We start from the raw sequence: 26,060 nt of genomic DNA, 5'->3' as shown, positions 1-26,060 counted from the left end.
CTTTGTGCGCGTCCTTACGATCATTCCCACCTACAACGAACTGGAATCGCTGCCCAAGACGCTCCAGCGCCTGCGGACGGCCGTTCCGGCGTCGGACGTGCTGGTGGTCGATGACAACAGCCCCGACGGTACCGGCACCCTGGCCGATGGCTTCGCCGCCGAGGATTCCCAGGTCCACGTCCTGCACCGCAAGGGCAAGGAAGGCCTCGGTGCCGCCTACATCGCGGGGTTCAAGTGGGGGCTGGAAGCCGGCTACGACGTCCTCGTGGAAATGGACGCCGACGGCTCCCACCAGCCCGAACAGCTCCCGCAACTCCTTGAAGCCGTCGAACAGGGCGCAGACCTGGCCATGGGCTCCCGTTGGGTCCCCGGTGGCAGTGTAGTCAACTGGCCACTGTACCGGCAGGCAATCTCCCGGGTGGGCAGCACCTACGCCCGGCTGATGCTCGGCCTGCGGATCAAAGACGTCACCGGCGGCTACCGCGCCTTTCGCCGGACCACCCTCGAGAAGCTGAACCTGGACCAGGTGGACTCGGTGGGCTATGGGTTCCAGGTGGACCTTGCCTGGCGGGTCGCCAAGCTTGGGCTCCGCATTGAAGAACGTCCCATCACTTTCGTCGAACGTGAACTGGGCGCCTCGAAGATGAGCGGCAACATCGTGGTGGAAGCCATGATCAACGTCACCAAATGGGGACTGGCCGCACGCTGGAACACGCTGGCCGGAAAAGTGCAGAACAAGCAGGCATAGGCTGCAGCAAGGCATATAAAAGGGGGCGTCCCCGCACCAAAAGTGCGGGGACGCCCCCTTTTTTGTTGCGTGGCTATGCGGAGCGGCGCTCTCCACGGCGTTCGCGCAGAATGGTCAGGCGGTCTTCGAGGATCTGTTCCAGTTCAGGCAGGGAGCGACGTTCCAGCAGCATGTCCCAGTGGGTGCGGACTGCCTTGTCGTTACTCGTGTCCGGCTTCTCACCGTCTACCAGGAGCGCTTCCTTGCCGGTCTTGGAGACCCACACCGGAGGAATTTCCGCCTCGGAGGAGAACGTGACGAACACCTGCTCGCCATCCTCGCAACGGTACTCGACCCGCTGGCGCGGAGCCGGCTCTACTCCGGACTCGGTCTCCATGCTCTGCGCACCAAGGCGCATGCCCCGCAGGCTGCGATCGCTCATGATTTCTCCCTCTGGTCGGTTCGCGGATGAAAACTCCGCGATAGCCGGTGGTGACGATGCGCCGCCGGACTACTGTGTGCACTGTGCTGCATCATAGGATTCAACGCATTGCGAAGCTGTGTTGTTCCAGCTGGTGTTATCCTGCCGGACAAATACCCAATTGTACGGGTCTTAGCCCGCACGCACCAAAACAAAGAGGGACCCGCGCTGCGGATCCCTCCCCGTTCCAGGCGGTGCCTACGGTTCGGTCCGCTGGGCCGGAACGTCGTCGAACAGTCCGTTGGCCGCCTGTTCAGGCGCGGTGCCACCAAGGGCGTTTCCGATTCCCTTCAGGGCTTCGCCCACTTCGCTGGGGATGATCCACAGCTTGTTGGCCGAACCCTCGGCAAGTTTGGGCAGCGTCTGGAGGTACTGGTAGGCCAGGAGTTTCTGGTCCGGGTTTCCCTTGTGGATGGCATCAAAGACCTTCTGGATGGCCTGCGACTCACCGTCTGCCCGGAGGATGGCGGCCTTGGCATCGCCTTCGGCCTTGAGGATGGCGGCCTGCCGCTGTCCTTCCGCGGTAAGGATGGCGGACTGCTTGGTCCCCTCGGCGGTAAGGATGGCGGCGCGGCGGTCGCGTTCGGCACGCATCTGCTTCTCCATCGAGTCCTGGATGGAGTGGGGCGGATCGATCGCCTTCAACTCCACCCGGGATACGCGGATGCCCCAGCGGCCTGTCGCCTCATCAAGAACTCCGCGGAGCTGTCCGTTGATCTGGTCACGCGAGGTCAGGGCTTCTTCGAGGTTCAGCCCGCCCACGACGTTACGCAGGGTGGTGGTAGTGAGTTGCTCCACCGCCTGGATGTAGTTGGCGATCTCGTAGGTGGCGGCGCGTGGGTCCGTGACCTGGAAATAGACCACCGTGTCGATGGACACCACCAGGTTGTCTTCCGTGATCACCGGCTGGGGTGGAAAGGAAACCACCTGTTCACGCAGGTCCAGCAACGGCAGGAGCCTATCCACAAAAGGAATCAGGATTGTCAGCCCCGGGTTAAGCGTCCGCTGGTATTTGCCCAGGCGTTCAACGACGCCGGCACGTGCCTGCGGGATGATCCGGACCGACCGGACCAAGACGATGATGACGAACACGATCAGGACCACCAGCACAACGGCCAGTGCGGTTCCGCCTGCGTTTTCCATAAAACTCCTTATCCCCCAAATGTCAGGCTGTTTCAGGGCCGGTGGCCGCCGCCGGCGGTACCGAAACCACTGCTGTTGCGCCATCAATGGCCGAGACGACCACTTTCTGGCCTGCGGGAAGTACTCCCGCGGCGGAGCGTGCGCTCCAAATATCGCCGCCGATTTTCACCAAACCGCCATCCGAGGTCACGGCCTCCATGACGATGGCGGGTTCACCGATGAGCCGGTCCACGTTGGTCCGCTGCTCGGACGGTCCCTTCTTCAGGTGCGAGAGTGCCACCGGCCGCACGAACGCGACCATGAGCAGGGATACGATGCAAAAGACCACCACCTGGAGCCAGGGTTCGGCACCGGCGAAGTCGGCTGCCAGGGCGGCAAGCGCGCCGCCGCCAAGCATGATGAAGAACAGGTCAAGGGTGATCATCTCGACCACGGCAAACGCCAGGAAGGCCGTGAGCCACAGCGCCCACCAGTTTTCCCCAAGCCATTCGAACATCCTGTTCCCCCTTCGTCACGGGGGAGCCGCGTCTGCGGACCCGCCTGCAACTGTCTTTTCATCCTAGACCGAGGACCAGGCATGCGCGCTGGACGCAGGCACCGGCCGGGGGATAGTGGCCAAGTCGTTACGCGGTGCCTTGCGTCCTGGGACGGAACACCAGGAGCCTGAACTTGGCCCCGGCCGTCACCGGTTCGGGGAGGCCCTCCAGCCGGGCCGCGATCTGTTCGATGTCCAGGTGGTGCCCCGCCGGTCCCATGAACGCCAGGTCCGCCGCGGCCGCGCGGGTCAGCTCAAGGGATATGTCGACATCACGGACACTGTCCAGGTCGAAATATCCGGCCATAGCCTCCGCCAGGCGGTCATCCTTGCCCTCTTCGATACCGAGCATCCCGGTCACCGAGGCGACTTCCGCGAGGTGTCCGGGGCGCGGAGTCACCACCACCAGCACCCCGGCGGGGCGAAGTACCCGGGCAAATTCGGCCGGGTTCCGCGGGGCAAACACCACCGTGACAGCGTCCACCGAGCTGGTGGCCACCGGGAGGGGCTGCCAGATATCGCAGACCATGTTGACGGCGTCCGGGTTAAGCCGCGCCGCCCGCCGAAGCGCAAATTTGGAAATGTCCAGGCCGATCGCGGACACGTGCCGCCCGTCCGTGGCGGCAGCATCAAGTATTTCCCGGAGGTAATGGCCGGTTCCGGTTCCGGAGTCCAGCACGGTCGCGCCGGTCTCAGGGAGATTGCGTACGACGGCGGAAGCTACGGCCTGTGCCAGCGGCCGGTAGTTGCCGTTCCCCAGGAAATTGAAGCGCGACTGCACCATGGCGGCGCTGTCCGCCTCAAAGGACGTCCCCTTGCCAACCAGCAGGTTGAAATAGCCTTGCCGTGCCGCGTCGAAATTGTGGCCGGCAGCGCAAGCCAGCCGGGGTTGGTTCCCGGAGCCTGGTTCTAGGAGATCCAGCGGATCCGAGCAGACGGGGCAGAGGAGGGGGAGATCCGCGGATGGCATGGAAACCAGTTTATGGTGGCGGGCCGGTCCCGGTCCGTTTACCTGACATGGGTCCTGCGGCACTCATGGTCAGCCGAGTGATATTCCCGCGGGTCCGGCGTCGAACCCCAACCCGGCGCTGGCCCTGCCGATGCCCGCTTCCGCCCAGTGCGCGGCGTACTCCGCATTGCTGCTGAGGGAACGGAGCTGGGCGCGGTCGATATATAAGATGCCGTTGAGGTGGTCCGTCTCGTGCTGGACGATGCGGGCCTGCCAGCCGGAGAACACGCGCTGCTCCGCCGCGCCGTCGGGTGTCAGGTACTCAAGCAGCACCGTCTCCGGACGCGCCACCACGGCCTGCAGCCCGTTGAGCGAAAGGCACCCCTCATAGAACGATGCCAGGCCGGGTCCCTCCGGCGTGTAACGGGGGTTGAGTATGGCCAGGAATTCCAACGGGCTCCGGTGCCGCAGCTCTGCGGCGTCGGGGTCGACGTCGTACTGGTCTTCCAGGACCGCGAGTTGCAACGGGATGCCAAGCTGGGGCGCGGCAAGACCCACACCGGGGGCTTCGTGCATGACCTGGCGCATGATCCCGATGAGGCGGTCCAGCTCGTCCGGCGAAAGTTGACCGTCGAACTCTGCGGCCTGCTGTCTCAGCGCGGGATGGCCGGCCTGGACGATCGGCGGCAGCGAACCGGCTGACAGGATCCGTTCCACGGCCTCCCGGATTTCGTTGGGCCCGGCAGTGGCCGGGGGAGCACTCTGGGTCATGGTGACAGCCTACTGGCGGTTGCCCTGCGGGAACCTCGGCTAAGGTCGGGTGCATGGCTGACGAGATATTGCTGGCATCGCCGCTGGAGCGCGTCCTGGAATTTATCCGAATCCTCGAATCGGGCGGTGGCGCCGCTGAGATCCGTCCGTTCCTTGCCGAGGGTTTTGTCTTGACGGAGGCCCCGCACCTGCTGGCACCGGAGGGGTCCACCCGGACGCTGGAGGGCGTGCTTGCCGGTGCCGACCAGAGCCACCAGGTGGTGGCAAACCAGGAATTCGCGGTCCGGCGGACCACATGCGAGGGCGGCCGTGTGGCTGTGGAAGCCGATTGGTCGGCTACGGTGCTGATGGATCTGCGGTACTGGGACCGTGGCGAAACCATTCGGGCCAGGACCTCGTCCGTCTTTGAGGTGAAGGACGGCCTCATTGTCAGCCAGGACAGCTACGACTGCTATTTCCGTTAGCCACACCCCGGCCCCTCCGGTGGTTTAGTGCATGGTGAACCGCCTGGCGGCCCACTGGTTCACTGCCGGAATGGAGGCAGCCGCGCCAAGTGCAGCCGTACGGATTCGAAGGAGCGGAGCCGGGAGGGGCCTGCCGAGCGCCATATTGATTTCGGCTTGCCGGCGGGCACGGGCCGCCGCCCTTCGCCGGGCCATTTCGAAGTCCCTGAATTGCCTGTTTGCGGGGCCGCCGGCAACGGCTGCTGAAACCAGCGGGGCGAGGGCCTCGGCATCAAGCCAGCCCAGGTTCATGCCTTGGCCGCCGATGGGACTGATCTCGTGGGCCGCGTCGCCCAGCAGGATTGTCCGTCCGGCCACCGTGCGGCGGGCGATCACCGAACCGACGCTGAAGGCGCTCAGCATGGAGTTGGTGGCCGGGTCGGGCTCGATTCCGGTCCGCTGTCCAATTAAGGCGGCCAGGTCGGAGGCCGTTGCCGGGCAGGCCGGGCGGCTGAGGCGCACCACCCATCGGCGGATCCCGCCCGGGAGCGGAAACGATTCCACGATTCCCTGCCGTTCGAGGAACAGGGCAGCTTTGTCTCCCAGGTCACTGCCGTCCTCGAAATCCCCCATGAGGTAGCGGTCCGGGTACGTCCTGCAAGAGGCAGGCACACCCAAGGCGTCCCGGAGTCCAGACCGGGCACCGTCGGCGGCCACCAGCAGCGCGGCCGTGGCAAGTGCCGGCCGGTGCGTGGAATCTTCCCTGGATTCAAACGCCACGGTGACCCGGCCGCCGTCGTCCGTGAGCCCTGTGACGTTCGCACCCTTGACCAGAGCGTCGGTGTCCAACATACGTAGGCGGTCCTCCAGGATTTGCTCTGTCCTGAATTGGGGAAGTGCAAGGACGAAGGGAAAGTCGGCTGACACATCACTGAAGGCCATGCTTCCCACCGTTCTTCCACCGCTCAGGGCCACGCCTTCACGGATGCGGACACCCTCCCGAACCATGCTCGAGGCCACACCGATCCGGGCAAGTGCCTGCAGCGCCGGTGGGTGGATGCCGATGGCCCGGGTGTGTTGGTTCCGCGTCTGGCGTTGTTCGAGCACCCTGACCGAGACGCCTTCCTGGAGCAGGACCGCGGCAAGGTACAGCCCAACCGGTCCGCCGCCGGCGATCACAACATCGGCGTCCAACTCAGTCATGATGCCAGGTGAGGACTTGATGGAATGCTGACGACCGTTCCACGGACCAGCCCGGGGGAGCGACTGCGGACAATTCGCCGGGCTTGTAGCTGCGCCGGATGGATGTCAGGCCGTCCTCCCGGATGAAGGACTGCCGGAACGGCAGCGCGGCAACACTGAAAAGGGCGAAGGCTGCCGGGCTGCGGATGAGGTCGTTATGCAGCGATTTCGTTCCCGCAAGGGTCTCCGAATCGACCAGCAGTTGCCGAAGTTCGTCGGGCGCAAGGTGGTGGAGGACATGGTTGGAGATGACGACGTCGAACCGGGTCCCCTCGCGGACCAGGTCGCTGCTGTGGGCCTCCCGGAAGTCCACGCCGGAGGCCACAGCACGCTGCCGGGCGAATCGGGCTGCGCGGGGATCCGGGTCAATCCCGGTGATATGCATCGGTTTCCCGTCCCGGGCCGCCCAGCGGGAGAGCAAGACGGCGAGGTCACCGCCGCCGCAGCCGACGTCCAGGATGGTTAGCGGGCGTGACTGCGGTGGAGCGATGGGCCGAAGCTCCTTCGCGTAGATTCTCCGCCACCCGGACAGGACCCTGTTGATGAGGCCGAACTGCCGGTAGGTGTTGTCCAGGAGTCGGTCGTCGCAGTCGGGGCGGTCCATCTGCTCGGTGGCGGCCGCAGCCCGGCGGCGCAGCAGGAACTCCATTGACCGGTCCCGTTCAGCCGACTGTTGCTTCTTCGGAGCCGGCCGGCGCGGCTGCCTGGCTGTCACAGGTTGCTGCATCCGCGCGCTCATCAGGCCCCGAAACTGCCTGCCGGAGCTTGGTGAACAGGCCTGTTTCGACGGTCAGGCCCGGGCCAAACGCCATGGAGCAGACGCGCTCGCCCCCGTTGCTCCCGTCCCGCAGAGGTTGTTCCAGGATGTGCTTCAGAACGAACAGGACAGTGGCGCTGCTCATGTTGCCGTAATTACGAAGGATCCCGCGTGCGGGTACCAGTTGCTCCTCGGTGAGGCCCAGCCGCGACTGGACTTTGTCCAGGATGCTGCGGCCGCCCGGATGGATGGCCCAGTGGGGGATGGAGGTGTAGGGGAGTGCCGCAAGTTCCGGTTCCCGTGCCAGGAGGGGCTCCAGGGCGCCCACAATGTGGTCATCGATGATGTGCGGAACGTAGTTGCCGAGCACCATTTCGAACCCGTTGTCGCCGATGTTCCAGGCCATCGAGTCCTCGCCGACAGGGGTCAGCACCGTTTCGAAGTGGTCCAGCTTCAGCAGTGCGGTTTCCCCGGTTCCGTGCCGGGCGGTGACGACGGCGGCGGCGGCACCGTCGGCAAACAGGGCCGAGCCCATGATGGCGTCGGGATCGTTGGATGTGCGCACATGCAGGGAACAAAGCTCGGCGCACACGACCAGGACAACGGCATTGGGGTCCGCCTCACAGAACAGCTTTGCGGCGCGGAGCGCGGGGAAGGCCGCGTAGCAACCCATGAAGCCCAGGTGGTAGCGCTGGACAGCGGGGTTCAGGCCAAGCTCGCGGACCACCTTGTAGTCCGGCCCAGGGTTGAAAAACCCCGTGCACGAAACCGTGATGAGATGAGTTATGTCAAGTAAATCCAGTTCCGGGACGGCGTCCAGGGCAGCGCGGGACGCCTCGACGAAGAGCTTTGTGGCCTCGCGGGCGAAGATATCGTTCCGGACCTTGGTGCTGGGGTTCAGCAGGAGCCCGGATTCCTGGTCGTAGAACTGGGGGTTGCCCGAACGTGATGTGTTGGTCAGTTCCTGCACTGCGGTAAATCGCGTCTCGATGGCTGCGCCGTCAAAGCAGGTGTTCACCAGCCGGGAACCCAAACGGGACAATCCCGGCTGGGCCGCAAAGACGTCACGGGCTTCGGACTGGATCAGCTTTGTCGTCGGAACTGCAGTTTCCAAGGAACGCACGTAGACCGTCATTGGTTTATTCTTGACGCGCGCTGGACCAAAGACAATGGGCTTATGCCGATTGAGCTGCGGATTCACAGGTGTTTGGACTTGGTATGCGGCTCCGCTTCCAAGCCTGACCAAAGCGCCGATAATCTACATTATGTCAAGTAACGTTGAGAGTACCCCGGCGGCATTTTCTTCCAGGCCTTCTCCCGGGACCCAACCGGGACGGCCGATTAGTGGCGCCGCCGTATGGAAGCTCCCACCACGCCTCCGAGCGCGAGTCCAACGGCGCAACCCCAGAAAGGGCTCTGAAACAGGGCCAAGCCCAGGCTGAATCCCATGGCGGCGCCGACCAGCGTGCAGATCCACAAAGGTTTGTTCACTATCTCTCCGGATTCAGGGCAGTGACGTCGATCCCTGCCGAGACTACTGCAACCCCGAAACCTGCCCTTGGAAATTTGGCACACGCGTGCAGTAAACGCCCGCAGTACATAGTTTGCCGTCGGATCCCGCCTTTTCCAGAAGCCAACGCCGGGACCCACTTTCGGGAGGCCTCCCAAACATGCCACTCCCCCGGCCTTCCCCACCCGGCTACCGTCCGGCCTCCACACCGCGGACGGCTAAACTGAAAGCCATGAATCCCCTGAAAACGAAGCCGGCAACGTCAGTTTCGGCTCGAACCGTCATGGCGGCCGCTGCAGCCGATATCATCCTCATCCTGGCGTTTGCGGCGATTGGACGGGATGCTCACCACCGGGAGGAACCGGTCCTGGGTGTCTTGCTCACGGCCTGGCCCTTCCTCGCCGGCGCGGCCGTGGGCTGGATGGCTGCACGGGCATGGCGGAGTCCCCTATCGGTACTCCGGGCCGGCGTGCCGGTATGGCTTGGCAGCCTGATTGGTGGAATGGTCCTCCGTGCGTTGACCGCCCAGACGGTTGTCATTCCTTTCATCATCGTGGCCACGTTGGCCCTGGCAGTCTTCCTCGTGGGCTACCGGCTGCTGTTCGTCGGCCTGGCACGCTTTCGTCGCAGCTAAAGGATCTGCCACATCCCGGACGTATCCCGGCCGTGGAACGCATCCGGAAGATGGCCGCCCGTGTAATAGGCTGGCAGCAGAGAAACGGCTGCCGGGCTTTGCTGCGGCGGAACTGATTGAAAGGGCTCAAACGTGGTCACCGCATTTGTTCTGATCAAGACTGACGCCGCACGCATTCCAGAGACGGCCGAGGAAATATCGGCCATTGAAGGCATTAGTGAGGTGTACTCCGTCACCGGGGAATGGGACCTGATCGCCGTGGCAAGGGTGCCCCGGCACGAGGACCTGGCAGACGTCATCGCCGACAAGCTCTCCAAGGTGCCCGCGGTGGTCCACACAACCACCCATATTGCCTTCCGCGCTTACTCGCAGCACGACCTGGACGCCGCCTTCTCGCTCGGCTTCGAACAGTAAGCAGACCTACGCGCGGGACAGCGAGACCCAGCGGTCCAGCACCGCAGCGGCTGCACCCGAATCAATCGAGTCGGCCGCCCGGACGAAAGCCCTCTGCATCCGCGTCAGGAACGGCCCCTCGGCGTCGATGTCAAAGGCGACGAGGCCGGCGGCGGCATTGACCAGGACAGCATCCCGGGCCGGCCCTTGCTTCCCGGCGAGCACATCGCGCACAACACCGGCGTTTACGGTGGCGTCTCCCCCCCGGAGCTGTTCCACCGTGGCCAGGTTGATGCCAAGGTCCTCGGGTGAGAAATGAAGTTCGCTGACAGCGCCGTCGCGGATTTCCCATACGGTCGAGGGGCCCGTCGTGGTCAGCTCATCGAGCCCGTCGTTGCCCCGGAACACCAATCCTCTGCTCCCCCGGCGCGCCAGGACGCCTGCCACCAGCGGCGCCATCCGGGCATTCGCAACGCCGACGGCCGACGCCTGCACGTTGGCGGGATTCGTCAGGGGCCCCAGGAAGTTGAACGCGGTGGGAATGGCCAGCTCACGCCGGGGAACTGCGGTGTGGCGGAATGACGGGTGAAAAACCTGGGCAAAGCAGAAGGTGATGCCAGCTTCCTCGGCGTTGCGCGCCACACGGTCAATAGACAGGTCAAGCCGGACCCCCAGCGCCTCCAGCACGTCCGCAGATCCGGACGACGACGACGCCGCCCGGTTGCCGTGCTTTACCACTTTGGCGCCGGCGCCGGCCGCGACCAAGGCAGCCATCGTCGAGATGTTCACAGTGTTAAGTTGGTCACCACCGGTGCCGACAATGTCGAGCTTTTCCCCGGAGATCGCCACCGGGTTGGCGTGGGCCAGCATTGCCTCTACAAGGCCGGACAGCTCGTCCACCGTCTCGCCCTTGGCGCTGAGTGCCACGAGGAAACCGGCGATCTGGGTCGGCGTCGCTTCGCCGGACATGATGGTGTCCATGGCCCAGGACGTGTTGTCTGCCGTAAGATCGGCGCCCTTGATCAGCGCCGAGATGAGCCGGGGCCAGGTGTTGCCGGACGCTGCAGATGCCTGTGAAGTCACCTGCTGATGCTATCGAGCGATGGTACGCGCTGACCAATGTGAACGTCGGCGGGAACTTTTCGGGGCGAATTCGCGTCTTTGTAGAAAAAGTCCCCCGAAAAGGCGGTTTGCGTTGGGCAGCACGGACTTTTGCAGACATAATGTCTATGTGACATCTGCGACCCATGCCCCCAGTACCCCGGCGCACCCCACGCTGAACCGCCCGAATATGGTTTCCGTTGGAACCGTAGTGTGGCTGTCCAGCGAGTTGATGTTCTTCGCCGGTCTCTTTGCCATGTACTTCACCCTGCGCTCCACGAGCGGTCAGATGTGGGCGGAAGAGACAGCCAAGCTCAACTTCCCCTTTGCGCTCGTAAACACGATCGTCCTCGTGGCCAGTTCCTTCACTTGCCAGATGGGCGTGTTCGCCGCTGAGCGGCTGCAACCCCGCCGTGCCGGTGGAGCCCTGCAGTTCGCCCGCTGGGGAATGAACGAATGGTTCACCCTGACGTTCCTTATGGGCGCGTTCTTCGTTGCCGGCCAGACCACCGAGTACGCGATGCTGGTTTCCGAGCACGTCTCGCTCTCCTCCAACGCCTATGGCTCGGCCTTCTACATGACTACAGGCTTCCACGGCCTGCACGTCATCGGCGGCCTGATTGCCTTCCTGCTCATCATGGGCCGGTCCTTCGCCGCGAAGAAGTTCGGACATTTCGAAGCAACGTCCGCAATCGTCACCTCTTATTACTGGCACTTCGTTGACGTCGTGTGGATCGGCCTCTTCCTGGTCATCTACGTACTCAAGTAGCCAGCTTTGATTCTTTTTCTACAAGAGGCAGAATTTCAGGTAGCGGCTCCCGGAGCCGGCGCAGGATCGAATAAAGGAACCACCACGTGAAGGCACTCTCACAAAAGCGGCGTCACCCACTTGCAGCAATAGCGCTGCTCCTGATGGGGCTCCTCATCACTGGTGGGCTGTACGCAGTGGCAACCACCATGAATGAGGCCAAGGCGAGCACCAGCACGGCAAGCGCAAGCGACGTCGAAGAGGGCGGCAAGCTCTTTGCAGCGAACTGCGCCACCTGCCACGGCATGGGTGCCAGCGGTTCCAAGGACGGCCCCTCACTGGTGGGTGTCGGCGCAGCTGCCGTTGACTTCCAGGTGGGCACCGGACGCATGCCGATGCAGATGAACGGCCCCCAGGCCATGAAGAAGCCCGCTCAGTTCAATGAAGAGCAGACCTCACAGCTTGCAGCCTACGTCGCTTCCCTGGGAGCCGGCCCGGCAATTCCTGCAGACGACCTGACAAATGGTGGCGGCGACGCCGCAGCCGGTGGAGAGCTGTTCCGTACCAACTGCGCCATGTGCCACAACGCCGCCGCTGCCGGTGGCGCCCTGACACGCGGCAAGTTCGCTCCCGCTCTGGCCGATGTAACCGGCAAGCACATCTACGAGGCCATGGTCACGGGCCCGCAGAACATGCCGGTGTTCAACGACGCCAACATCACCCCCGAAGGCAAGAAGGACATCATTACCTTCCTGAAGCAGATCGAGTCCACCGGTTCCCCGGGCGGCGCCGACCTGGGTTCCCTTGGCCCGGTTGCGGAAGGCCTGTTCGTGTGGGTTGCCGGTCTGGGCGTCATCATCGCCTTCACCATCTGGCTGACCTCCAGGACTTCCTGACTTCCTGCAGGACCTACAAAACTTCTGCTGCCCTGTCAGCAGCTTGAAATTAGAAACTAACCCGGCGCTTGCCGGGACGAGAGAAGGATGAGGCGAATTATGGGCAACCATAGTGACGGCAGTCCGAACCACTCGGGCACCGTAGCTACGGCTGGTCAGAATGAGGTGGAGAAGTTCCAGGATCCTGGAATTCCCCCGCATCGTTTGCGCCTGGCTGACACGGACCCGAGAGCCGCAAAGCGGGCAGAACGGCAGGTCGCCTTACTGTTTGGCATTTCTGTTGTTGGCACCCTGATCTTCCTGGTGGCGTACTTTGCCATCGATCTGGGTGACGACTCCAGCATCGCCACCATCCGGCTCCAGAACGCCCTGCTTGGCGTCGGCACGGCCTTTGCCATGCTGGGTATCGGAACCGGCATCGTGCACTGGGCCAAGGCCCTGATGCCCGACCACGAAGTCTCCGAAGAGCGCCACGCGATCCGTTACGAAGAGGACCGGCAGGCTGCCGTCCGCATCGTTGACGACATCGTTGAAGAGACCGGCATCAAGCGCCGCCCGCTGATCCGCAACACCCTCCTGGGTGCCGTGGCTCTCGCTCCGCTTCCCGCCATCGCCATCTTCGGCGACCTCGGACCCCGTCCTGACGAGAAGCTCGCACACACCATGTGGGCGCCCCAGGACGGCAAGCGCAAGCGCCTGACCCGCGACCCCGACGGAACCCCCATCAAGGCCTCGGATGTCACCATCGGCTCGGCGTTCCACGTCATCCCCGAGGGACTCAACGAACTCAGCGAAGGCAAACTCAACGAGAAGGCCAAGTCCGTTGTGCTCCTGATGCGCCTCGATCCCGCATCGCTGAACCCCTCCAAGGGCCGCGAAGAGTGGGGTTACAACGGCATCGTTGCCTACTCGAAGATCTGCACCCACGTCGGCTGCCCTGTTGCCCTCTACGAGCAGCAGACGCACCACCTGCTGTGCCCGTGCCACCAGTCCACCTTCGACCTCACCCAAGAGTGCAAGGTGATCTTCGGCCCCGCCAGCCGTCCTCTCCCCCAGCTGCCCATCGCAGTTGATGACGAGGGCTACCTCGTCGCTACCAGCGACTTCCATGAACCCGTAGGACCAAGTTACTGGGAGCGTGATTCGCATGAGCGCAGCATCAACAGCTGAGCCGGCTTTCGTCGCCAAAACCAAGACAGGCCGGATCACCGACTTCGTCGACTCGCGCGTCGGCGGTTCCGGGATCCTCCGCGAGTTTGGCCGCAAGGTCTTCCCCGATCACTGGTCATTCATGTTCGGCGAAGTGGCGTTGTACTCCTTCGTCATCCTGCTGCTGTCCGGAACCTTCCTGACGTTCTTCTTCGACCCGTCCATGGCGGAGACCCACTACGACGGTTCCTACGTGCCCCTGAAGGGCGTGGAAATGTCCGTGGCGTACAGCTCGTCATTGAACATCTCCTTCGATGTCCGCGGCGGCCTCTTCATGCGCCAGGTCCACCACTGGGCAGCCCTGCTGTTCGTGGCGTCCGTGGCTGTGCACATGCTGAGGGTCTTCTTCACCGGCGCGTTCCGCCGCCCGCGTGAAATGAACTGGGTTGTCGGCTGCGTCCTGCTCATCCTGGCCATGGCCGCAGGCTTCACCGGTTACTCACTTCCCGACGACCTGCTCTCCGGCAACGGCCTGCGGATCATCGATGGCGTGATCAAGTCCATCCCGGTAATCGGCACGTACATCTCGTTCTTCCTCTTCGGTGGAGAGTTCCCGGGTACGGCCATCATCAGCCGCCTGTACATGCTGCACATCCTGCTGGTGCCGGCACTGATCCTGCTGATGATCGTCATGCACCTCTTCATGGTTGTCGTCCACAAGCACACCCAGTACCCGGGCCCCGGCCGCAACGACAACAACGTCGTCGGCTACCCGCTGGGTCCTGTCTACGCCGCCAAGGCCGGTGGATTCTTCTTCATCGTCTTCGGCGTGATCGCGCTGATGGCGGCGTTCTTCACCATCAACCCCATCTGGAACTACGGTCCTTACGATCCCTCCCCCGTATCCGCAGGCACTCAGCCTGACTGGTACATCGGGTTCGTTGACGGCGCCCTCCGGCTCATGCCCGGAACGCTCGGCAACTGGCACGTTGAGCAGATCTTCTTCGGTCACGTCTTCACCTTCAACGTCCTGTTGCCTGCACTGGTACCGGCCGGAATCCTGTTCACCGTGATGTTCACCTACCCGTGGATCGAACGCTGGGTGACCAAGGACGACCGCGAGCACCACGTCCTGGACCGTCCGAGGAACGCTCCGACCCGTACCGCCATCGGCATGGCCGGTTTCGTCTGGTACTGCGTCATGTGGGCAGCTGCAGGTTCCGACCTCATCGCAACCCACTTCGGTGTCTCCCTGAACGACGTCACTTACTGGTTGCGCGCGTTGTTCTTCGTCGGCCCGATCATCGCGTTCGTTGTTACCAAGCGCGTGGCCCTTGCCTTGCAGCGGAAGGACCGCGAAATCGCCCTCCACGGCCGCGAAACCGGCCGGATCGTACGGCTTCCGCACGGTGAGTTCATTGAGGTGCATGCACCGCTGGACGAATACAAGCGCTACAAGCTGGTTGGCTTCGAATCACCCCAGGTCCAGGCGGCTGTGCCCAACGAGCACGGCGTGGTAACCCGCAAGGAAAAGCGGCGCGCCATGCTGTCCCGGTGGTTCTTCGAGGACCGCGTTGCGCCGGCAACCCCTGCAGAGCTGGAAGCAGCACACGGCCACGGCCACGAGGCTGTTGAAGCTGCAGAGGGAACAAAGAGCTTGACGCACTAGTCACCGTGAGCTGACAGGAAGGGCCCGATCCAACATGGATCGGGCCCTACCTGCGTTTGCAGCTTTCACGCCCCGTGGTAGTGCCGGAGGTTAGGTGCGGCCTGCCGAATGCTTCAGTGGTTGCGTGCTCTACGGGCACCAGGGCGCTGCAGGGGAACCCATAGCTTGTAACGGTCCGCGCGGTAATAAGAGACGGAGTAGTCCACCATTGCGCGGGCTACGAAAGCGTGCCGCTGGATCTTCAGCAACGGCGCCCCAACCTCGACGTTCAGCAACCGCGCTGTGGAGGGTGATGCAGCCGTGGCCTCGATCATGTCCTCGCCCCACTCCATCACCAGGCCGAACTGCTCGCTGAGGACGTTGTACAGCGATGTGGGGGGTTCGTGGTCAAGAAGGCCCGGGACCCGATGCGCCGGAATGAAGTTCTCGTCCACGCTCATTGGCTCACCGTCGGCCAGAAGCAGACGGCGGAAGCGGACCAGGGGGGTTCCCTCGTCCAACTGCAGTTCGCGGGCCAGGAAGGCGCTGGCTCCTATCTGTTCGAAGCTGAGCACCTTTGCCGCCGGGACCATGCCGCGGCGTTGCATCTCTTCGCTGTAGGACGTCAGCTTGACCTGCAGGTCAAGCTTCGGCCGGCGAACGAAGGTTCCCAATCCCACAACGCGTTCGATCACCTCCTCCCCCACCAGGGCATCAATGGCCTGCCGGACAGTCATCCTCGCAAGCCCGAAACGCTCGGCCAGGTCACGCTCGGACGGAAGTGCCGAACCTGGAAGGCAGGATTCTGCAATGTAGGCCCGAAGGATCTCACGAAGCTGAACATAGATCGCGGTGCCGTTGGTGCGGTCTATTTCGCCGGTGATGGCGGTGGCGCCAGCTGCCATGGTTCCTCTTCCTGCCGTTTGTTGTCCTCTTCAATTTTAGGACGGTCTAGACCAGCGGGTGACCGTTGCTCGTTTTAGTGCCCAGGCGCGCGGGCCCGATATATTTGGTCTGGAAATTTTGCCCAAAGACGGATGGGGCCGTCGTGACGAAGGAGTCTCCTTTGCCAACACTGAAGGCCGTGGTGACAGCGCCTCAGGGCCTGCACGCACGCTCTGCCGCTCTATTCGTCCGAGCTGTTACGGACACGGGGCTTCCCCTGACCATCAGGAAGGCCCAAACGCGTTTAGAGGAAATAACGACGTCGGGCCCCACCTTAGGTGGGGCCCGACGTCGTTATTGCTCTAGTTTCTTAGTGCGCGTGGTCACCGCGGCTGTACTCGTAGACCCAGCCGACGAGTGCCACAACGGCGATGCCTCCGGCGATGAAGACGATCCAGAATCCCATTGCCAAGCCCAGGAATCCGGTAGCGCAGGCAATGCCGAGAACCAGGGGCCACCAGCTCCAGGGACTGAAGTGTCCCTGCTCGCCGGCGCCTTCATGGATTTCGGCGTCGCTGCGGTCTTCAGGCCGCAGTCCGACCCGCTTGCCGGTGAATCCGAGGTAGGCGCCGATCATGCCTGCCAGGCCGCCGACGAGCAGAATGCCCAGGATGCCTACCCACTCGCTCCAGTGGGTCAGGAAACCGTAGACCAGGGCGACGGGAACGAAGAAGAAGACTCCAGAGCCAAAGATCCAGGATTCGATTTTCACTGTGCGGTGTCCTTCTGGTCAGCGTTGCCGAGCACTGCGGCTGCGGGGGCAGGCGAATCAACGGTGTGTACCTGGCGGAGTTCCGGGTGGTGCAGGTCCAGCGCAGGACGTTCCGAACGGATCCGGGGCAGGGACGTGAAGTTGTGGCGCGGCGGCGGGCAGGACGTGGCCCACTCCAGCGAAGCACCGAAGCCCCACGGGTCATCCACCTGGACCCTTTCAGCACTCCGCCACGTGATGTAGACGTTCCAGAAGAACGGAATGAGCGAGGCGCCGAGCACAAACGAGGCCACGGTGGAGAACTGGTTCATCCAGGTGAAATTGTCCTCGGGCAGGTAGTCGGCGTAGCGGCGGGGCATACCCATAACGCCGAGCCAGTGCTGGATCAGGAATGTTCCGTGGAAGCCCAGGAACAGCAGCCAGAAGTGGATCTTGCCCAGGCGTTCGTTGAGCATCTTGCCGGTCCACTTGGGCCACCAGAAGTAGAATCCGGCAAACATTGCAAACACGACAGTGCCGAACACCACGTAGTGGAAGTGCGCCACCACGAAGTACGAGTCCGAAACGTGGAAGTCCAGCGGCGGGGAGGCCAGGATGATGCCGGTCAGGCCGCCGAAGAGGAACGTGATGAGGAAGCCGATGCTCCACAACATGGGGGTTTCGAATGTCAGCGAACCCCGCCACATGGTGCCGATCCAGTTGAAGAACTTCACACCGGTGGGCACCGCGATGAGCATCGTCATGAACGAGAAGAACGGAAGCAGGACAGCGCCCGTGACGTACATGTGGTGGGCCCAGACGGTCACCGAGAGGGCCGCAATGGCGATGGTGGCGTAAACCAGTCCCTTGTAACCGAAGATCGGCTTGCGGCTGAAGACCGGGAAGATCTCCGAGACGATGCCGAAGAACGGCAGCGCGATGATGTAAACCTCAGGGTGGCCGAAGAACCAGAACAAGTGCTGCCAGAGGACGGCGCCGCCGTTCGCGGGATCGAAGATGTGGGCACCGAACTTCCGGTCCGCGCCCAGGGCGAAGAGGGCTGCCGCCAGCGGCGGGAAGGCCATGAGTACCAGGATCGCCGTGATCAGCGTGTTCCAGGTGAAGATCGGCATCCGCCACATGGTCATGCCCGGGGCACGCATGCAGATGATGGTGGTGATGAAGTTGACCGCACCGAGGATGGTGCCGAAGCCGGACAGTGCCAGGCCGAAGACCCACAGGTCACCGCCGATGCCCGGGGTAAACGTGGTGTCCGAGAGCGGCGCGTAGGCGAACCAGCCAAACGAAGCAGCGCCCTGCGGGGTGATGAAGCCCGACACCGCGATGGTGGAGCCGAAAAGGAAGAACCAGAACGCCAGGGCGTTCAAGCGAGGGAACGCGACGTCAGGGGCACCGATCTGCAGCGGCATGATCACGTTGGCAAACCCGGCGAAGAGCGGGGTGGCGAACATCAGGAGCATGACGGTTCCGTGCATGGTGAACAGCTGGTTGTACTGTTCCTTGGTCTGCAGGATCTGCATGCCGGGCTCGAACAGCTCGGCGCGGATCAGCAGCGCCATCACGCCGCCGAGGCAGAAGAACACAAACGATGCAATCAGGTACATGTACCCGATGGTTTTGTGGTCTGTGGAGGTGATCCAGTTGACGACAATGCGCCCCTTGGACTTTGGTACCACAGGAGCCGACAGGGCTCCCGCGGGTGCGGATTGGGTGTACGTAGCCACGTCGCTCCCCTTACTTGGTTTCGTTCAGGTTCGGGTTGCGGTCGTACTCAGCACCAAGCAGGCCGGTGTTGCCTTCAGCCTTGAGCTGGTCCATGTGTGCCCGGAATTCGGATTCCGACACCACCTTGACGCGGAACAGCATTTCGGAGTGGTACTCGCCGCAGAGTTCGGCACACTTGCCGTCGTAGGTGCCCTCTTTAGTGGGGGTGAACCGGATGTAGTTGGTCTTGCCCGGGATCATGTCGCGCTTCTGCAGGAAGGCGGGAACCCAGAAGGAGTGGATGACATCACGGGAATTGAGCTCGAGGTCAACAGACTTGTTGACCGGCAGGTACAGCGTGGGGAGTTTTTCCATGTCGATGTTGTTGCCGGTCAGGTGGGCCTGGACGCCGGCCTCGTGGAGGTCTTCCTGGATCACGTCGCCGGACTTGTAGTTGAAGTCCCACGCCCACTGCTTGCCGCGGACGTCAACGACGACGTCGGCAGGCTGCGAACGGTCATCGATCGCCTGCTGGTCTCGGTCGGTGAAGTAGAAGAACACCAGGACCATAAAGATCGGGATGGTGAGGTAGAAGACCTCGAGGGGAAGGTTGAAGCTGGTCTGCCGCGGGAAGCCAACGGTCCCCTTGCGGCGGCGGTAGGCCACCAGGCACCAGATGATCAGGCCCCAGGTAATGGTGCCCACCACGAGCGCAGCAATCCATGAGTTGACCCAGAGGTCCATGATGCGGTCGGTGTTGCTGGTGGTGCCACGTTCAGTGGGCATCCACCCTTTCTCTACCTCTGGCGAACATCCGGTCAAAACCAACGCGCCGGCAATAGCCAAGCTTGAGATCGTTGTGATCGTTTTGCGTCGGCTGCCGGTTCGGTTCTGCGAACTCACAGACGGCCCTTCCTACTTGTTGCTGTTGTCCGGGCTGCCATGGGCGCTCCGGGCACACTAAAAGTTTTACTACTCGGTGTAGAGCTTACCGCTCTGCCGGGCGTTTCGCCCACATGTCGGCGCCGAGCCTCCGTGCCGTTCTGGACGGCGGGAAACTCGGCGCGGACATCGGGCGAAATAACCGGGTTAGTGGAACGAATCACCGCAGGCGCAGGAGCCTCCGGCGTTCGGATTGTCGATGGTGAACCCCTGCTTCGAGATGGTGTCCTCGAAGTCGATGCTGGCGCCGCTGAGGTACGGAACGCTCATCTTGTCCACGACGACCTCGACTCCGTCGAAGTCGCGCACGGCGTCGCCGTCGAGGAGCCGCTCGTCGAAGTAGAGCTGGTAAATCAGCCCTGAGCAGCCGCCGGGCTGCACAGCCACGCGGAGCCGCAAGTCCGTGCGGCCTTCCTGCTCGAGGAGGCTGCGTACCTTGCCTGCAGCGACGTCGGTCAGGTCAACCTCGTGAACGGGCAGTTCATCACTGGCCGCAGCGGGGGTCGCGGTGCTGTTTTCGTTGGTTGCGGTGCTCATTGGCCTACCTTCTTAGGACGGTCTGGCGGCGCCGCCTAACGACGCCTGCCCCTACGGATACGGTATGGGCTATAGCTACATGCTACGCGCGGCAGTCCTGTAGCTCTAACTCCTGGCGTAACCGTCAAAACCTGCCGGTTGTTCCCCGGGAGCGTCTTCCTGCGCCAGGCCGTCGCTGTTGAGCCTGGCCAGCATCAGCGATTCGGCCAGGATGGCATTGCGGAAGTCCCCGATATGCAGGGATTCATTCGCGCTGTGGGCGCGGGAATCGGGGTCCTCTACCCCGGTCACCAGGATCTGCACGTCGGGATATACCTCTGTCAGGTCGGCGATGAACGGGATCGAACCGCCGATTCCGGTTTCGACGGCCGGAACACCCCAGGCCTCCCCCAGGGCCCACATGGCCAACGAGGCAGCGGCGGAAGAGGTGTCGGTCCGGAAGGGATTCCCGGCCTCCCCCGGCGTGAAGACCACCTTCGCGCCGAACGGGGCGTTCGCTTCGACGTGCCGGCGTACCGCTTCCATGGCTTCTGCCGGCACCTGCCCTGGCGCCAGACGCAGGCTGAACTTGGCCCGCGCGCGTGGAAGAAGGGTGTTTGAGGCAACATCCACGGCCGGGGCGTCGAACCCGATAATCGACAATGCGGGCTTGGTCCACAGCCGTGAGGCGATGCTGCCGGTGCCGGCCAGGCGAACGCCGTCCAGAACCGATGCATCGGCCCGGTAGTCGGCCTCCGGCATTTCGACGGCGGCGGTGTCGGTGGCGACGAGCCCTTCGATGGCGACGTTCCCGTCGTCGTCGTGGAGGGTTGCAATCAGGCGGGACAGCAGGGTGGGTGCGTCGAGCACGGGGCCGCCGAACATGCCCGAATGCACCGCGTGCTCGAGGACCTGTACCTCGATGACGCCGTCAACCAGTCCGCGCAGGCTGGTGGTCAGGGCCGGGGTCCCGACTTTCCAGTTGCTGGAGTCCGCAACGACGATGACGTCAGCGCGCAGCAGTTCGCGGTTTGCCTCGAGGAAGGAACGGAACGTTGGTGAACCGGCTTCCTCTTCGCCCTCGATGAAGAAGGTCACGCCGAGCCCGAGGGAGTCGGAAAGGACCTCGGAGACGGCGGCATAGGCTGCAACGTGCGCCATGATGCCGGCCTTGTCATCGGCGGCGCCGCGCCCGTAGAGCCGGCCGTCCTTCTCGACGGCGATAAACGGCGCGGTCTCCCACAGGGATTCGTCGCCGACAGGCTGGACGTCGTGGTGGGCGTAGAGCAGGATGGTCGGCTTGCCTGCCGCGGCAGGGCGGCGGCCCACGACGGCGGGTCCGCCGGGCGTGCCGTCCTCCTTGTTGACGGCCAGGACCCGGACCTCGGGCAGTCCTGCTCCGCGGAGGAGTTCGGCGACGGCGTCCGCGCTGCGTTCGAGCGGGGTTCGATCAAAGCTCGGCCACGCAATGCCCGGGATGGCCACCAGATCCTTGAGCCGGGCCAGCGTCTGGTCGAAGGAACGGTCTACCGCCGAACGGAGATCTTCCGTCCCGGCGGCAATGTCAGGGCCCTGACCTGGTGTACCTGTAGTGGTGTGCGGGGTCGCCGCAGGTGATGAAGTCATGGCCAAAACATTACCCCCGTCACATTCGCCCGCCGGCCGCCGGCGGCCACCCCGGCAGGCAGCGGGCTGCCTCCCGCAAGGTATTCTGGTCAGGTGTTCGGACGTAGAAAAGAAGCGCCCTCGGCGCAGGAAACAGTAGACCAGCAGGCAGCGGAAGCAGAGGCCCGGCAGAACAGCGCGGTGGGCAAGGGTGCCCCTACCCCCACCCGGAAGGCCCAGGAAGCTGCCCGTAAGCGTCCGCTGGTGCCTGAGGACCGCAAGGCATCCAAGGCCGCCGAACGCCAGGCGGTGCAGGACCAGCGGTTGAAGATGCGCCGGGCGCTGGACACCGGCGACGAGAAGTTCCTGCCGCTGCGTGACAAGGGACCGCAAAAGCGCTTTGCGCGGGACTATGTGGACGCACGCTTCAATCTCGGCGAATACCTGATGTTCGGCGCGCTGCTGTTTGTCCTCGTGTCCTTGATGGTTCCGGCCTCCAGCGACATGATGATCTACGTGCTCGGCGCGTTCTGGGTGATGTTCCTGGCCGTCTTCGTTGACGTCTTCATCCTCTCCCGCAAACTCCGCAAGGGCCTGGCACAGAAGTTCGGCGAAGTGGAGGGCGGGACCGTTTGGTACGGCTCCATGCGCTCCCTGCAGTTCCGCAAACTGCGGCTGCCCAAACCCCAGGTTGGCCGCGGACAGTATCCCTCCTGACACGCAGAGACCATTTTGAAAGCAGGAACCCCGGCGGGATGACCGCCGGGGTTCCTGCTTTAAGTGCAGGTCAGCGGCGGCGGTTCTTCGCCAGCTGCTTGTTGATCCGCGCGGCCCAGAACGGACCCTCGTACAGGAACGCGGTGTAGCCCTGCACCAGGGTGGCCCCGGCGTCGAGCCTGTCCTGTACGTCCCTGGCGGACTCCACACCACCGACTGACACCAGGGTCAGCGCATCACCTGTGGCCTGTTTGAGCCGCTTCAAGACCTCCAGTGAGCGTTGCTTCAGGGGAGCTCCGGACAGTCCGCCGGCTCCGCACTTTTCCACATCGCCGGCAGCCGAGGAGAGCCCCGTCCTGGCGATCGTTGTATTGGTGGCGATAATGCCGTCCAGCTTCAGGTCCAACGCCAGCCGCGCAACGTCGTCGATGTCCTCATCGCTCAGGTCAGGGGCGATCTTCACCAGCAGCGGCACATGCCGTCCGGCGGACCGGTCGGCTTCCTGCCCCACGGCAACCAGGAGCGGGCGGAGCGTCTCGACGTCCTGGAGCAGCCGAAGCCCCGGAGTATTGGGGGAACTGACGTTCACCACCAGATAGTCAGCGGCAGGGGCCAGGCTCCGGGCGCTGACCAGGTAGTCGTCCGCGGCGTCGGCCAGCTCCACCACCTTGGTCTTGCCGATGTTGACGCCGATGACCGGCCGGACTTCCGGGTACCGGCGCTGAAGTGCTGCGCGGGCGGCCTTGAGCCGAGGCGCGACGGTTGCGGCGCCGTCGTTGTTGAAACCCATCCGGTTGATCACTGCCCTGTCCTGGACCAGGCGAAAAAGCCGCGGCTTGTCATTGCCGGGCTGGGCCTGGCCGGTGATGGTGCCCACCTCCACGTGGCCGAATCCAAGCTCGCTGAGGGCCTCGATGCCGAGCCCTTCTTTGTCGAAGCCCGCAGCCAGCCCAAAGGGCGAGGGAAAGGTAACGCCGAAGGCGGTGGTCCGCAGCGAGGGCGCCGGAGCGGTCAGCTTCTGCAGGATCCTCCCCGCGCCCGTGGCATGCGCGAGCCGGATCCCCTTGAATCCGATCTTGTGGGCGCGCTCGGCGTCCATCCATGAAAAGGCCAGCTTGAAGAAAGTGGGATAAACGCGCATGCCTCCAGTTTCCCGTCTGGTGGCGTCCCACACCAAAACGGAGAAGCGCCTTGATCGGGCAACATACCGGTGGCGCCCGGATTAGCATGAGGGCATGCAGTGGCAGCAGGACATCCTGGGCGGGGACTTTGAGTTCTGTTCCTTTGTGGCCACCGGGGCCGACGGCGTGGAGCGGACGGCAACCCTGGTCCGGCTCCGGCCGACCGGGGCTGTGAACGTTCCGGCCGGCCGCCGCCGTGCAGTGCTGTTCCTTCATGGCTGGAGCGACTACTTCTTCAACGCGGACCTGGCACGTTTCTGGGCAGGGGCCGGATACGACTTCTATGCGCTGGACATGCACAACCACGGGCGGAGCCTGCGGCCGGAGTTCCCTGGCGGCTACGTTGGCGACCTCGCCGCCTATGACGCGGAAATCCAGGAGGCGTGCCGCCTCATAGAACTTGCCGGCGCGCCAGGGCCGGTGGCTTTGATGGGGCACTCCACCGGCGGGCTGGTGGCAGCACTGTGGACCAGCCGCCATCCAGAGGCCGTGTCCCAACTGATCCTCAACAGCCCATGGCTGGAGATGCACGGGAGCGCACTGGTGCGCCGCGCCGCGTCAGGCATGGTTCGTCCGGTGGCCCGCTTCCGGCCCCAGGCGGTGCTCCGCCTTCCACAGCGGGGCCACTACTGGCGCACCATCAGCAGCGCCGCCGACGGCGAGTGGTCGCTTGACGAGCGGTACCGTCCACGCATGGCTTTCCCGGTACGTGCCGGCTGGCTGAGGGCCGTGCTCGCCGGCCACGCCCGGGTGGCCCGCGGCCTGGGGATCCAGGCGCCCATCCTGGTGCTGCTGTCCAAGGGCAGCGCGAACGGGCTCTTCTGGTCGGAGGACATGCGGCGGACCGATGCCGTCCTGGATGTGTCGATCATCGGCGCCCGCGCCCTGACTCTGGGGAGCACGGTGACCGTGGAACGGATTGATGGCGCCCTGCACGACGTCTTCCTCTCCCCCAAGGCAATCCGGACAGACGCCTACGCACGGCTGGCCCGCTGGCTGCGGGCTTACGGGTGAGGCTGCTCCGCCTTTGACTCCGCCGGTGCGGCGGCCGCATCCACAGCCCCGCCGTAGCGGCGGTCCCGGCTGGCATATTCCTCGACGGCGGCCCACAGGGTGCGCCGGTCCACGTCCGGCCAGAGCGTGTCCATGAAGACGAATTCGGCGTATGCGGACTGCCAGAGCAGGAAGTTGGACAGCCTCTGCTCGCCCGAACTGCGCAGGAAGAGGTCCACGTCGGGAAGGTCCGGCTCATCGAGGTACTTCTGGATGGTCCGTTCGGTGATGGCACCGGGCTTCAACCTGCCCGCGGCCACATCCGCGGCAATCGCCGAAACTGCGTCGGTGATCTCAGCCCGTCCGCCGTAATTAACACACATGGTCAAATTACAGGTGCTGTTGGCCGCTGTGAACTCCTCGGCTTCCTCCAATTCGCGGATCACCGAACCCCACAGCCGGGGCCTCCGTCCGGCCCACCGGATCCTCACGCCCCAGTCGTCCAGCTGGTTCCGTTGCCTTCGCAGCACATCCTTGTTAAATCCCATCAGGAAGCGGACTTCCTCCGGAGACCTGCGCCAGTTCTCCGTAGAGAACGCGTAAACGCTCACGTACTCGATCCCGAGTTCGATGGCACCCGCCATGACATCGAGGAGGGCCGGCTCCCCCGCTTTGTGCCCCTCAATCCGTGGGAGGCCCCGCTGGTTGGCCCAGCGGCCATTGCCATCCATCACAATAGCGACGTGCCGGGGAATGAACTCGGCCGGGATGGAGGGCGCCACCTCGCCGGAAGGATGCGGGTAGGGCGCCGCTACAGGATGGGTACGCCTGCGGGCTGCATTGTTCTTTTTACCCAGGGCCACTGTCAGGTACGCTCCACGTGTTTGAGGGATTTCAGGACTCGTTCCAAGTGCCACTGCAGGTACGCCGCCACCAGGCCCGCAGCTTCCTTGCGGTGCGGGGCCAACGATGCGTCCGCCGTCGTCCAGTCCCCGGTCAGCAGGGCGGCCAGGAGCCTGACGGTTTCGGGCGCCGGGGCAGGGGAACCGGGGGGCCTGCACTGGGCACAAACCATGCCGCCAAGGGGCGACGAAAATGCTGAATGCGGTCCCGTCGCGCCGCAGCGGGCACAGTCAGTGAAGCTCGGGGCCCATCCGCCGGTGGACAACGCTCGCAGGAGGTAGGAATCCAGGATCAGGCCGGCGGCATGTTCATCCCGGCTCAACGCGGCCAGGGCACCCACCAGCAGGTTGTACTGCGCCGTTCCGGCTTCGCCGTCGACGTCCGTCAGCTTTTCCGCCGTCTCCGTCATGGCGGCGGCTACCGTATACCGGCCGTAGTCCGCGGCGATGCTGCCGCCGTAGGCACCCTTTGCCACCGCCTGGGTGACGATATCCAGCGTCCGGCCGGACACCAGCTGGAGGTCGGCCACCATGAACGGTTCAAGCCGGGCACCGAACCGGCTGCTGGTGCGGCGTACGCCCTTTGCCACGGCGCGGACCTGGCCGTGATGCTTGGTCAGCAGCGTGATGATCCTGTCAGCCTCGCCCAGCTTGTGGGTGCGCAGCACTACGGCGTCGTCCCGGTACGCCCGGGAGGCAAAAGACTGTTGGACCAC

28 protein-coding genes and 1 pseudogene are annotated in these 26,060 nt (G+C 64.0%); 11 read left to right on the top strand and 18 right to left on the bottom strand.

Annotated elements, in window-relative coordinates; all coding sequences use genetic code 11:
• The first annotated feature begins 4 nt into the window (after window positions 1-4).
• Complete coding sequence (locus AB4Y79_RS18235) at window positions 5-748, top strand: polyprenol monophosphomannose synthase (protein ID WP_441864811.1); 744 nt, start codon at window positions 5-7, stop codon at window positions 746-748.
• A 73-nt stretch (window positions 749-821) separates the two neighbouring features.
• Here AB4Y79_RS18235 and AB4Y79_RS18230 read toward each other — a convergent pair whose 3' ends face one another.
• The 5 genes from AB4Y79_RS18230 to AB4Y79_RS18210 form a co-directional block, all read right to left on the bottom strand.
• Window positions 822-1,169 (bottom strand): RNA polymerase-binding protein RbpA, encoded by a 348-nt coding sequence (locus AB4Y79_RS18230; RefSeq protein WP_018761356.1) that lies wholly within the window; start codon window positions 1,167-1,169, stop codon window positions 822-824.
• A 237-nt stretch (window positions 1,170-1,406) separates the two neighbouring features.
• Window positions 1,407-2,351: an SPFH domain-containing protein gene (locus tag AB4Y79_RS18225; RefSeq protein WP_441864808.1), complete on the bottom strand. Its 945-nt coding sequence runs from the start codon at window positions 2,349-2,351 to the stop codon at window positions 1,407-1,409.
• Window positions 2,352-2,373: 22 nt separating this feature from the next.
• Window positions 2,374-2,847, bottom strand: coding sequence for an NfeD family protein (locus AB4Y79_RS18220; protein WP_441864805.1), 474 nt, complete (start codon window positions 2,845-2,847; stop codon window positions 2,374-2,376).
• A 127-nt stretch (window positions 2,848-2,974) separates the two neighbouring features.
• Window positions 2,975-3,856: a putative RNA methyltransferase gene (locus tag AB4Y79_RS18215; protein ID WP_441864802.1), complete on the bottom strand. Its 882-nt coding sequence runs from the start codon at window positions 3,854-3,856 to the stop codon at window positions 2,975-2,977.
• Between the two features lie 69 nt (window positions 3,857-3,925).
• Window positions 3,926-4,606: a peptide deformylase gene (locus tag AB4Y79_RS18210; protein ID WP_441864799.1), complete on the bottom strand. Its 681-nt coding sequence runs from the start codon at window positions 4,604-4,606 to the stop codon at window positions 3,926-3,928.
• Between the two features lie 53 nt (window positions 4,607-4,659).
• Between AB4Y79_RS18210 and AB4Y79_RS18205 the strand changes: the two genes are divergently transcribed.
• Window positions 4,660-5,070, top strand: coding sequence for a nuclear transport factor 2 family protein (locus AB4Y79_RS18205; protein ID WP_441864796.1), 411 nt, complete (start codon window positions 4,660-4,662; stop codon window positions 5,068-5,070).
• A gap of 24 nt (window positions 5,071-5,094) precedes the next feature.
• Here the strand turns inward: AB4Y79_RS18205 and AB4Y79_RS18200 are convergent, their stop codons facing one another.
• From AB4Y79_RS18200 to AB4Y79_RS18190, 3 genes are read right to left on the bottom strand one after another with little or no spacing between them, the layout of a single operon-like run.
• Window positions 5,095-6,252, bottom strand: a complete 1,158-nt coding sequence (locus AB4Y79_RS18200) for an FAD-dependent oxidoreductase (RefSeq protein WP_441864793.1) — start codon at window positions 6,250-6,252, stop codon at window positions 5,095-5,097.
• Window positions 6,245-6,940 (bottom strand): class I SAM-dependent methyltransferase, encoded by a 696-nt coding sequence (locus tag AB4Y79_RS18195; protein ID WP_441864791.1) that lies wholly within the window; start codon window positions 6,938-6,940, stop codon window positions 6,245-6,247. Before AB4Y79_RS18195 ends, AB4Y79_RS18200 begins: the two co-directional genes overlap by 8 nt.
• Before the next feature lie 13 nt (window positions 6,941-6,953).
• A complete protein-coding gene (locus AB4Y79_RS18190) occupies window positions 6,954-8,183 on the bottom strand; it encodes a type III polyketide synthase (protein ID WP_441864789.1) in 1,230 nt (409 codons plus the stop codon).
• A gap of 607 nt (window positions 8,184-8,790) precedes the next feature.
• Between AB4Y79_RS18190 and AB4Y79_RS18185 the strand changes: the two genes are divergently transcribed.
• Both AB4Y79_RS18185 and AB4Y79_RS18180 read left to right on the top strand, forming a co-directional pair.
• Window positions 8,791-9,192, top strand: a complete 402-nt coding sequence (locus AB4Y79_RS18185) for a DUF3054 domain-containing protein (protein ID WP_441864787.1) — start codon at window positions 8,791-8,793, stop codon at window positions 9,190-9,192.
• A gap of 132 nt (window positions 9,193-9,324) precedes the next feature.
• Window positions 9,325-9,606 carry an Lrp/AsnC family transcriptional regulator gene (locus tag AB4Y79_RS18180; RefSeq protein ID WP_018761366.1) on the top strand — a complete coding sequence of 94 codons (282 nt, stop codon included), beginning with the start codon at window positions 9,325-9,327 and terminating at the stop codon, window positions 9,604-9,606.
• 6 nt (window positions 9,607-9,612) lie between these two features.
• On the opposite strand, the gene trpD is transcribed toward AB4Y79_RS18180, so the two are convergent.
• On the bottom strand, window positions 9,613-10,668 hold the full coding sequence (gene trpD / locus AB4Y79_RS18175; RefSeq protein ID WP_441864783.1) for an anthranilate phosphoribosyltransferase: 1,056 nt from the start codon (window positions 10,666-10,668) through the stop codon (window positions 9,613-9,615).
• 148 nt (window positions 10,669-10,816) lie between these two features.
• On the opposite strand from trpD, the gene ctaE reads away from it, so the two are divergent.
• The 4 genes from ctaE (at window position 10,817) to qcrB (ending at window position 15,148) form a co-directional block, all read left to right on the top strand.
• A complete protein-coding gene (ctaE, locus tag AB4Y79_RS18170; protein ID WP_196803315.1) occupies window positions 10,817-11,455 on the top strand; it encodes an aa3-type cytochrome oxidase subunit III in 639 nt (212 codons plus the stop codon).
• Between the two features lie 86 nt (window positions 11,456-11,541).
• Complete coding sequence (qcrC, locus tag AB4Y79_RS18165) at window positions 11,542-12,330, top strand: cytochrome bc1 complex diheme cytochrome c subunit (protein ID WP_441864781.1); 789 nt, start codon at window positions 11,542-11,544, stop codon at window positions 12,328-12,330.
• A gap of 99 nt (window positions 12,331-12,429) precedes the next feature.
• A complete protein-coding gene (gene qcrA / locus AB4Y79_RS18160) occupies window positions 12,430-13,500 on the top strand; it encodes a cytochrome bc1 complex Rieske iron-sulfur subunit (RefSeq protein ID WP_441864778.1) in 1,071 nt (356 codons plus the stop codon).
• Window positions 13,478-15,148, top strand: a complete 1,671-nt coding sequence (gene qcrB / locus AB4Y79_RS18155; RefSeq protein WP_441864776.1) for a cytochrome bc1 complex cytochrome b subunit — start codon at window positions 13,478-13,480, stop codon at window positions 15,146-15,148. The genes qcrA and qcrB overlap by 23 nt, the downstream gene beginning before the upstream one ends.
• Before the next feature lie 113 nt (window positions 15,149-15,261).
• Here qcrB and AB4Y79_RS18150 read toward each other — a convergent pair whose 3' ends face one another.
• Entirely contained in the window at window positions 15,262-16,032 is a 771-nt protein-coding gene (locus AB4Y79_RS18150; protein WP_441864774.1) for a GntR family transcriptional regulator, read from the bottom strand.
• Between the two features lie 161 nt (window positions 16,033-16,193).
• Here AB4Y79_RS18150 and AB4Y79_RS18145 point away from each other — a divergent pair.
• Window positions 16,194-16,304, top strand: a pseudogene (locus AB4Y79_RS18145) (HPr family phosphocarrier protein); the annotation flags it as partial.
• Window positions 16,305-16,382: 78 nt separating this feature from the next.
• On the opposite strand, the gene AB4Y79_RS18140 reads toward AB4Y79_RS18145, so the two are convergent.
• The 5 genes from AB4Y79_RS18140 to AB4Y79_RS18120 form a co-directional block, all read right to left on the bottom strand.
• Window positions 16,383-16,784 carry a cytochrome c oxidase subunit 4 gene (locus AB4Y79_RS18140; protein WP_441864772.1) on the bottom strand — a complete coding sequence of 134 codons (402 nt, stop codon included), beginning with the start codon at window positions 16,782-16,784 and terminating at the stop codon, window positions 16,383-16,385.
• Entirely contained in the window at window positions 16,781-18,508 is a 1,728-nt protein-coding gene (gene ctaD, locus AB4Y79_RS18135; RefSeq protein WP_441864769.1) for an aa3-type cytochrome oxidase subunit I, read from the bottom strand. Before ctaD ends, AB4Y79_RS18140 begins: the two co-directional genes overlap by 4 nt.
• Window positions 18,509-18,518: 10 nt before the next feature.
• Window positions 18,519-19,391 carry an aa3-type cytochrome oxidase subunit II gene (gene ctaC, locus AB4Y79_RS18130; RefSeq protein WP_441864766.1) on the bottom strand — a complete coding sequence of 291 codons (873 nt, stop codon included), beginning with the start codon at window positions 19,389-19,391 and terminating at the stop codon, window positions 18,519-18,521.
• Between the two features lie 186 nt (window positions 19,392-19,577).
• A complete protein-coding gene (locus tag AB4Y79_RS18125; protein WP_308930919.1) occupies window positions 19,578-19,967 on the bottom strand; it encodes a HesB/IscA family protein in 390 nt (129 codons plus the stop codon).
• A gap of 105 nt (window positions 19,968-20,072) precedes the next feature.
• Window positions 20,073-21,572, bottom strand: coding sequence for a dipeptidase (locus AB4Y79_RS18120; RefSeq protein ID WP_441864763.1), 1,500 nt, complete (start codon window positions 21,570-21,572; stop codon window positions 20,073-20,075).
• 93 nt (window positions 21,573-21,665) lie between these two features.
• On the opposite strand from AB4Y79_RS18120, the gene AB4Y79_RS18115 reads away from it, so the two are divergent.
• The gene (locus tag AB4Y79_RS18115; RefSeq protein WP_441864760.1) at window positions 21,666-22,268 is read left to right on the top strand and encodes a DUF3043 domain-containing protein; all 603 of its coding nucleotides are present in this window, start codon (window positions 21,666-21,668) and stop codon (window positions 22,266-22,268) included.
• Window positions 22,269-22,338: 70 nt separating this feature from the next.
• On the opposite strand, the gene AB4Y79_RS18110 is transcribed toward AB4Y79_RS18115, so the two are convergent.
• Window positions 22,339-23,409, bottom strand: coding sequence for a quinone-dependent dihydroorotate dehydrogenase (locus AB4Y79_RS18110; protein WP_441864757.1), 1,071 nt, complete (start codon window positions 23,407-23,409; stop codon window positions 22,339-22,341).
• Window positions 23,410-23,503: 94 nt separating this feature from the next.
• On the opposite strand from AB4Y79_RS18110, the gene AB4Y79_RS18105 reads away from it, so the two are divergent.
• The gene (locus AB4Y79_RS18105; RefSeq protein ID WP_441864754.1) at window positions 23,504-24,463 is read left to right on the top strand and encodes an alpha/beta hydrolase; all 960 of its coding nucleotides are present in this window, start codon (window positions 23,504-23,506) and stop codon (window positions 24,461-24,463) included.
• On the opposite strand, the gene AB4Y79_RS18100 is transcribed toward AB4Y79_RS18105, so the two are convergent.
• Window positions 24,454-25,305 carry an isoprenyl transferase gene (locus AB4Y79_RS18100; RefSeq protein WP_441864751.1) on the bottom strand — a complete coding sequence of 284 codons (852 nt, stop codon included), beginning with the start codon at window positions 25,303-25,305 and terminating at the stop codon, window positions 24,454-24,456. The two genes, AB4Y79_RS18105 and AB4Y79_RS18100, sit on opposite strands and share 10 nt — an antisense overlap.
• Before the next feature lie 2 nt (window positions 25,306-25,307).
• A complete protein-coding gene (gene recO, locus AB4Y79_RS18095) occupies window positions 25,308-26,060 on the bottom strand; it encodes a DNA repair protein RecO (RefSeq protein ID WP_441864749.1) in 753 nt (250 codons plus the stop codon).

The sequence above is a fragment of the Pseudarthrobacter sp. YAF2 genome (assembly GCF_052113345.1).
GTDB lineage: Bacteria > Actinomycetota > Actinomycetes > Actinomycetales > Micrococcaceae > Arthrobacter.
Note: the sequence above shows the minus strand (reverse complement) of the source record. Positions and strands in the feature narration are given on the sequence as shown.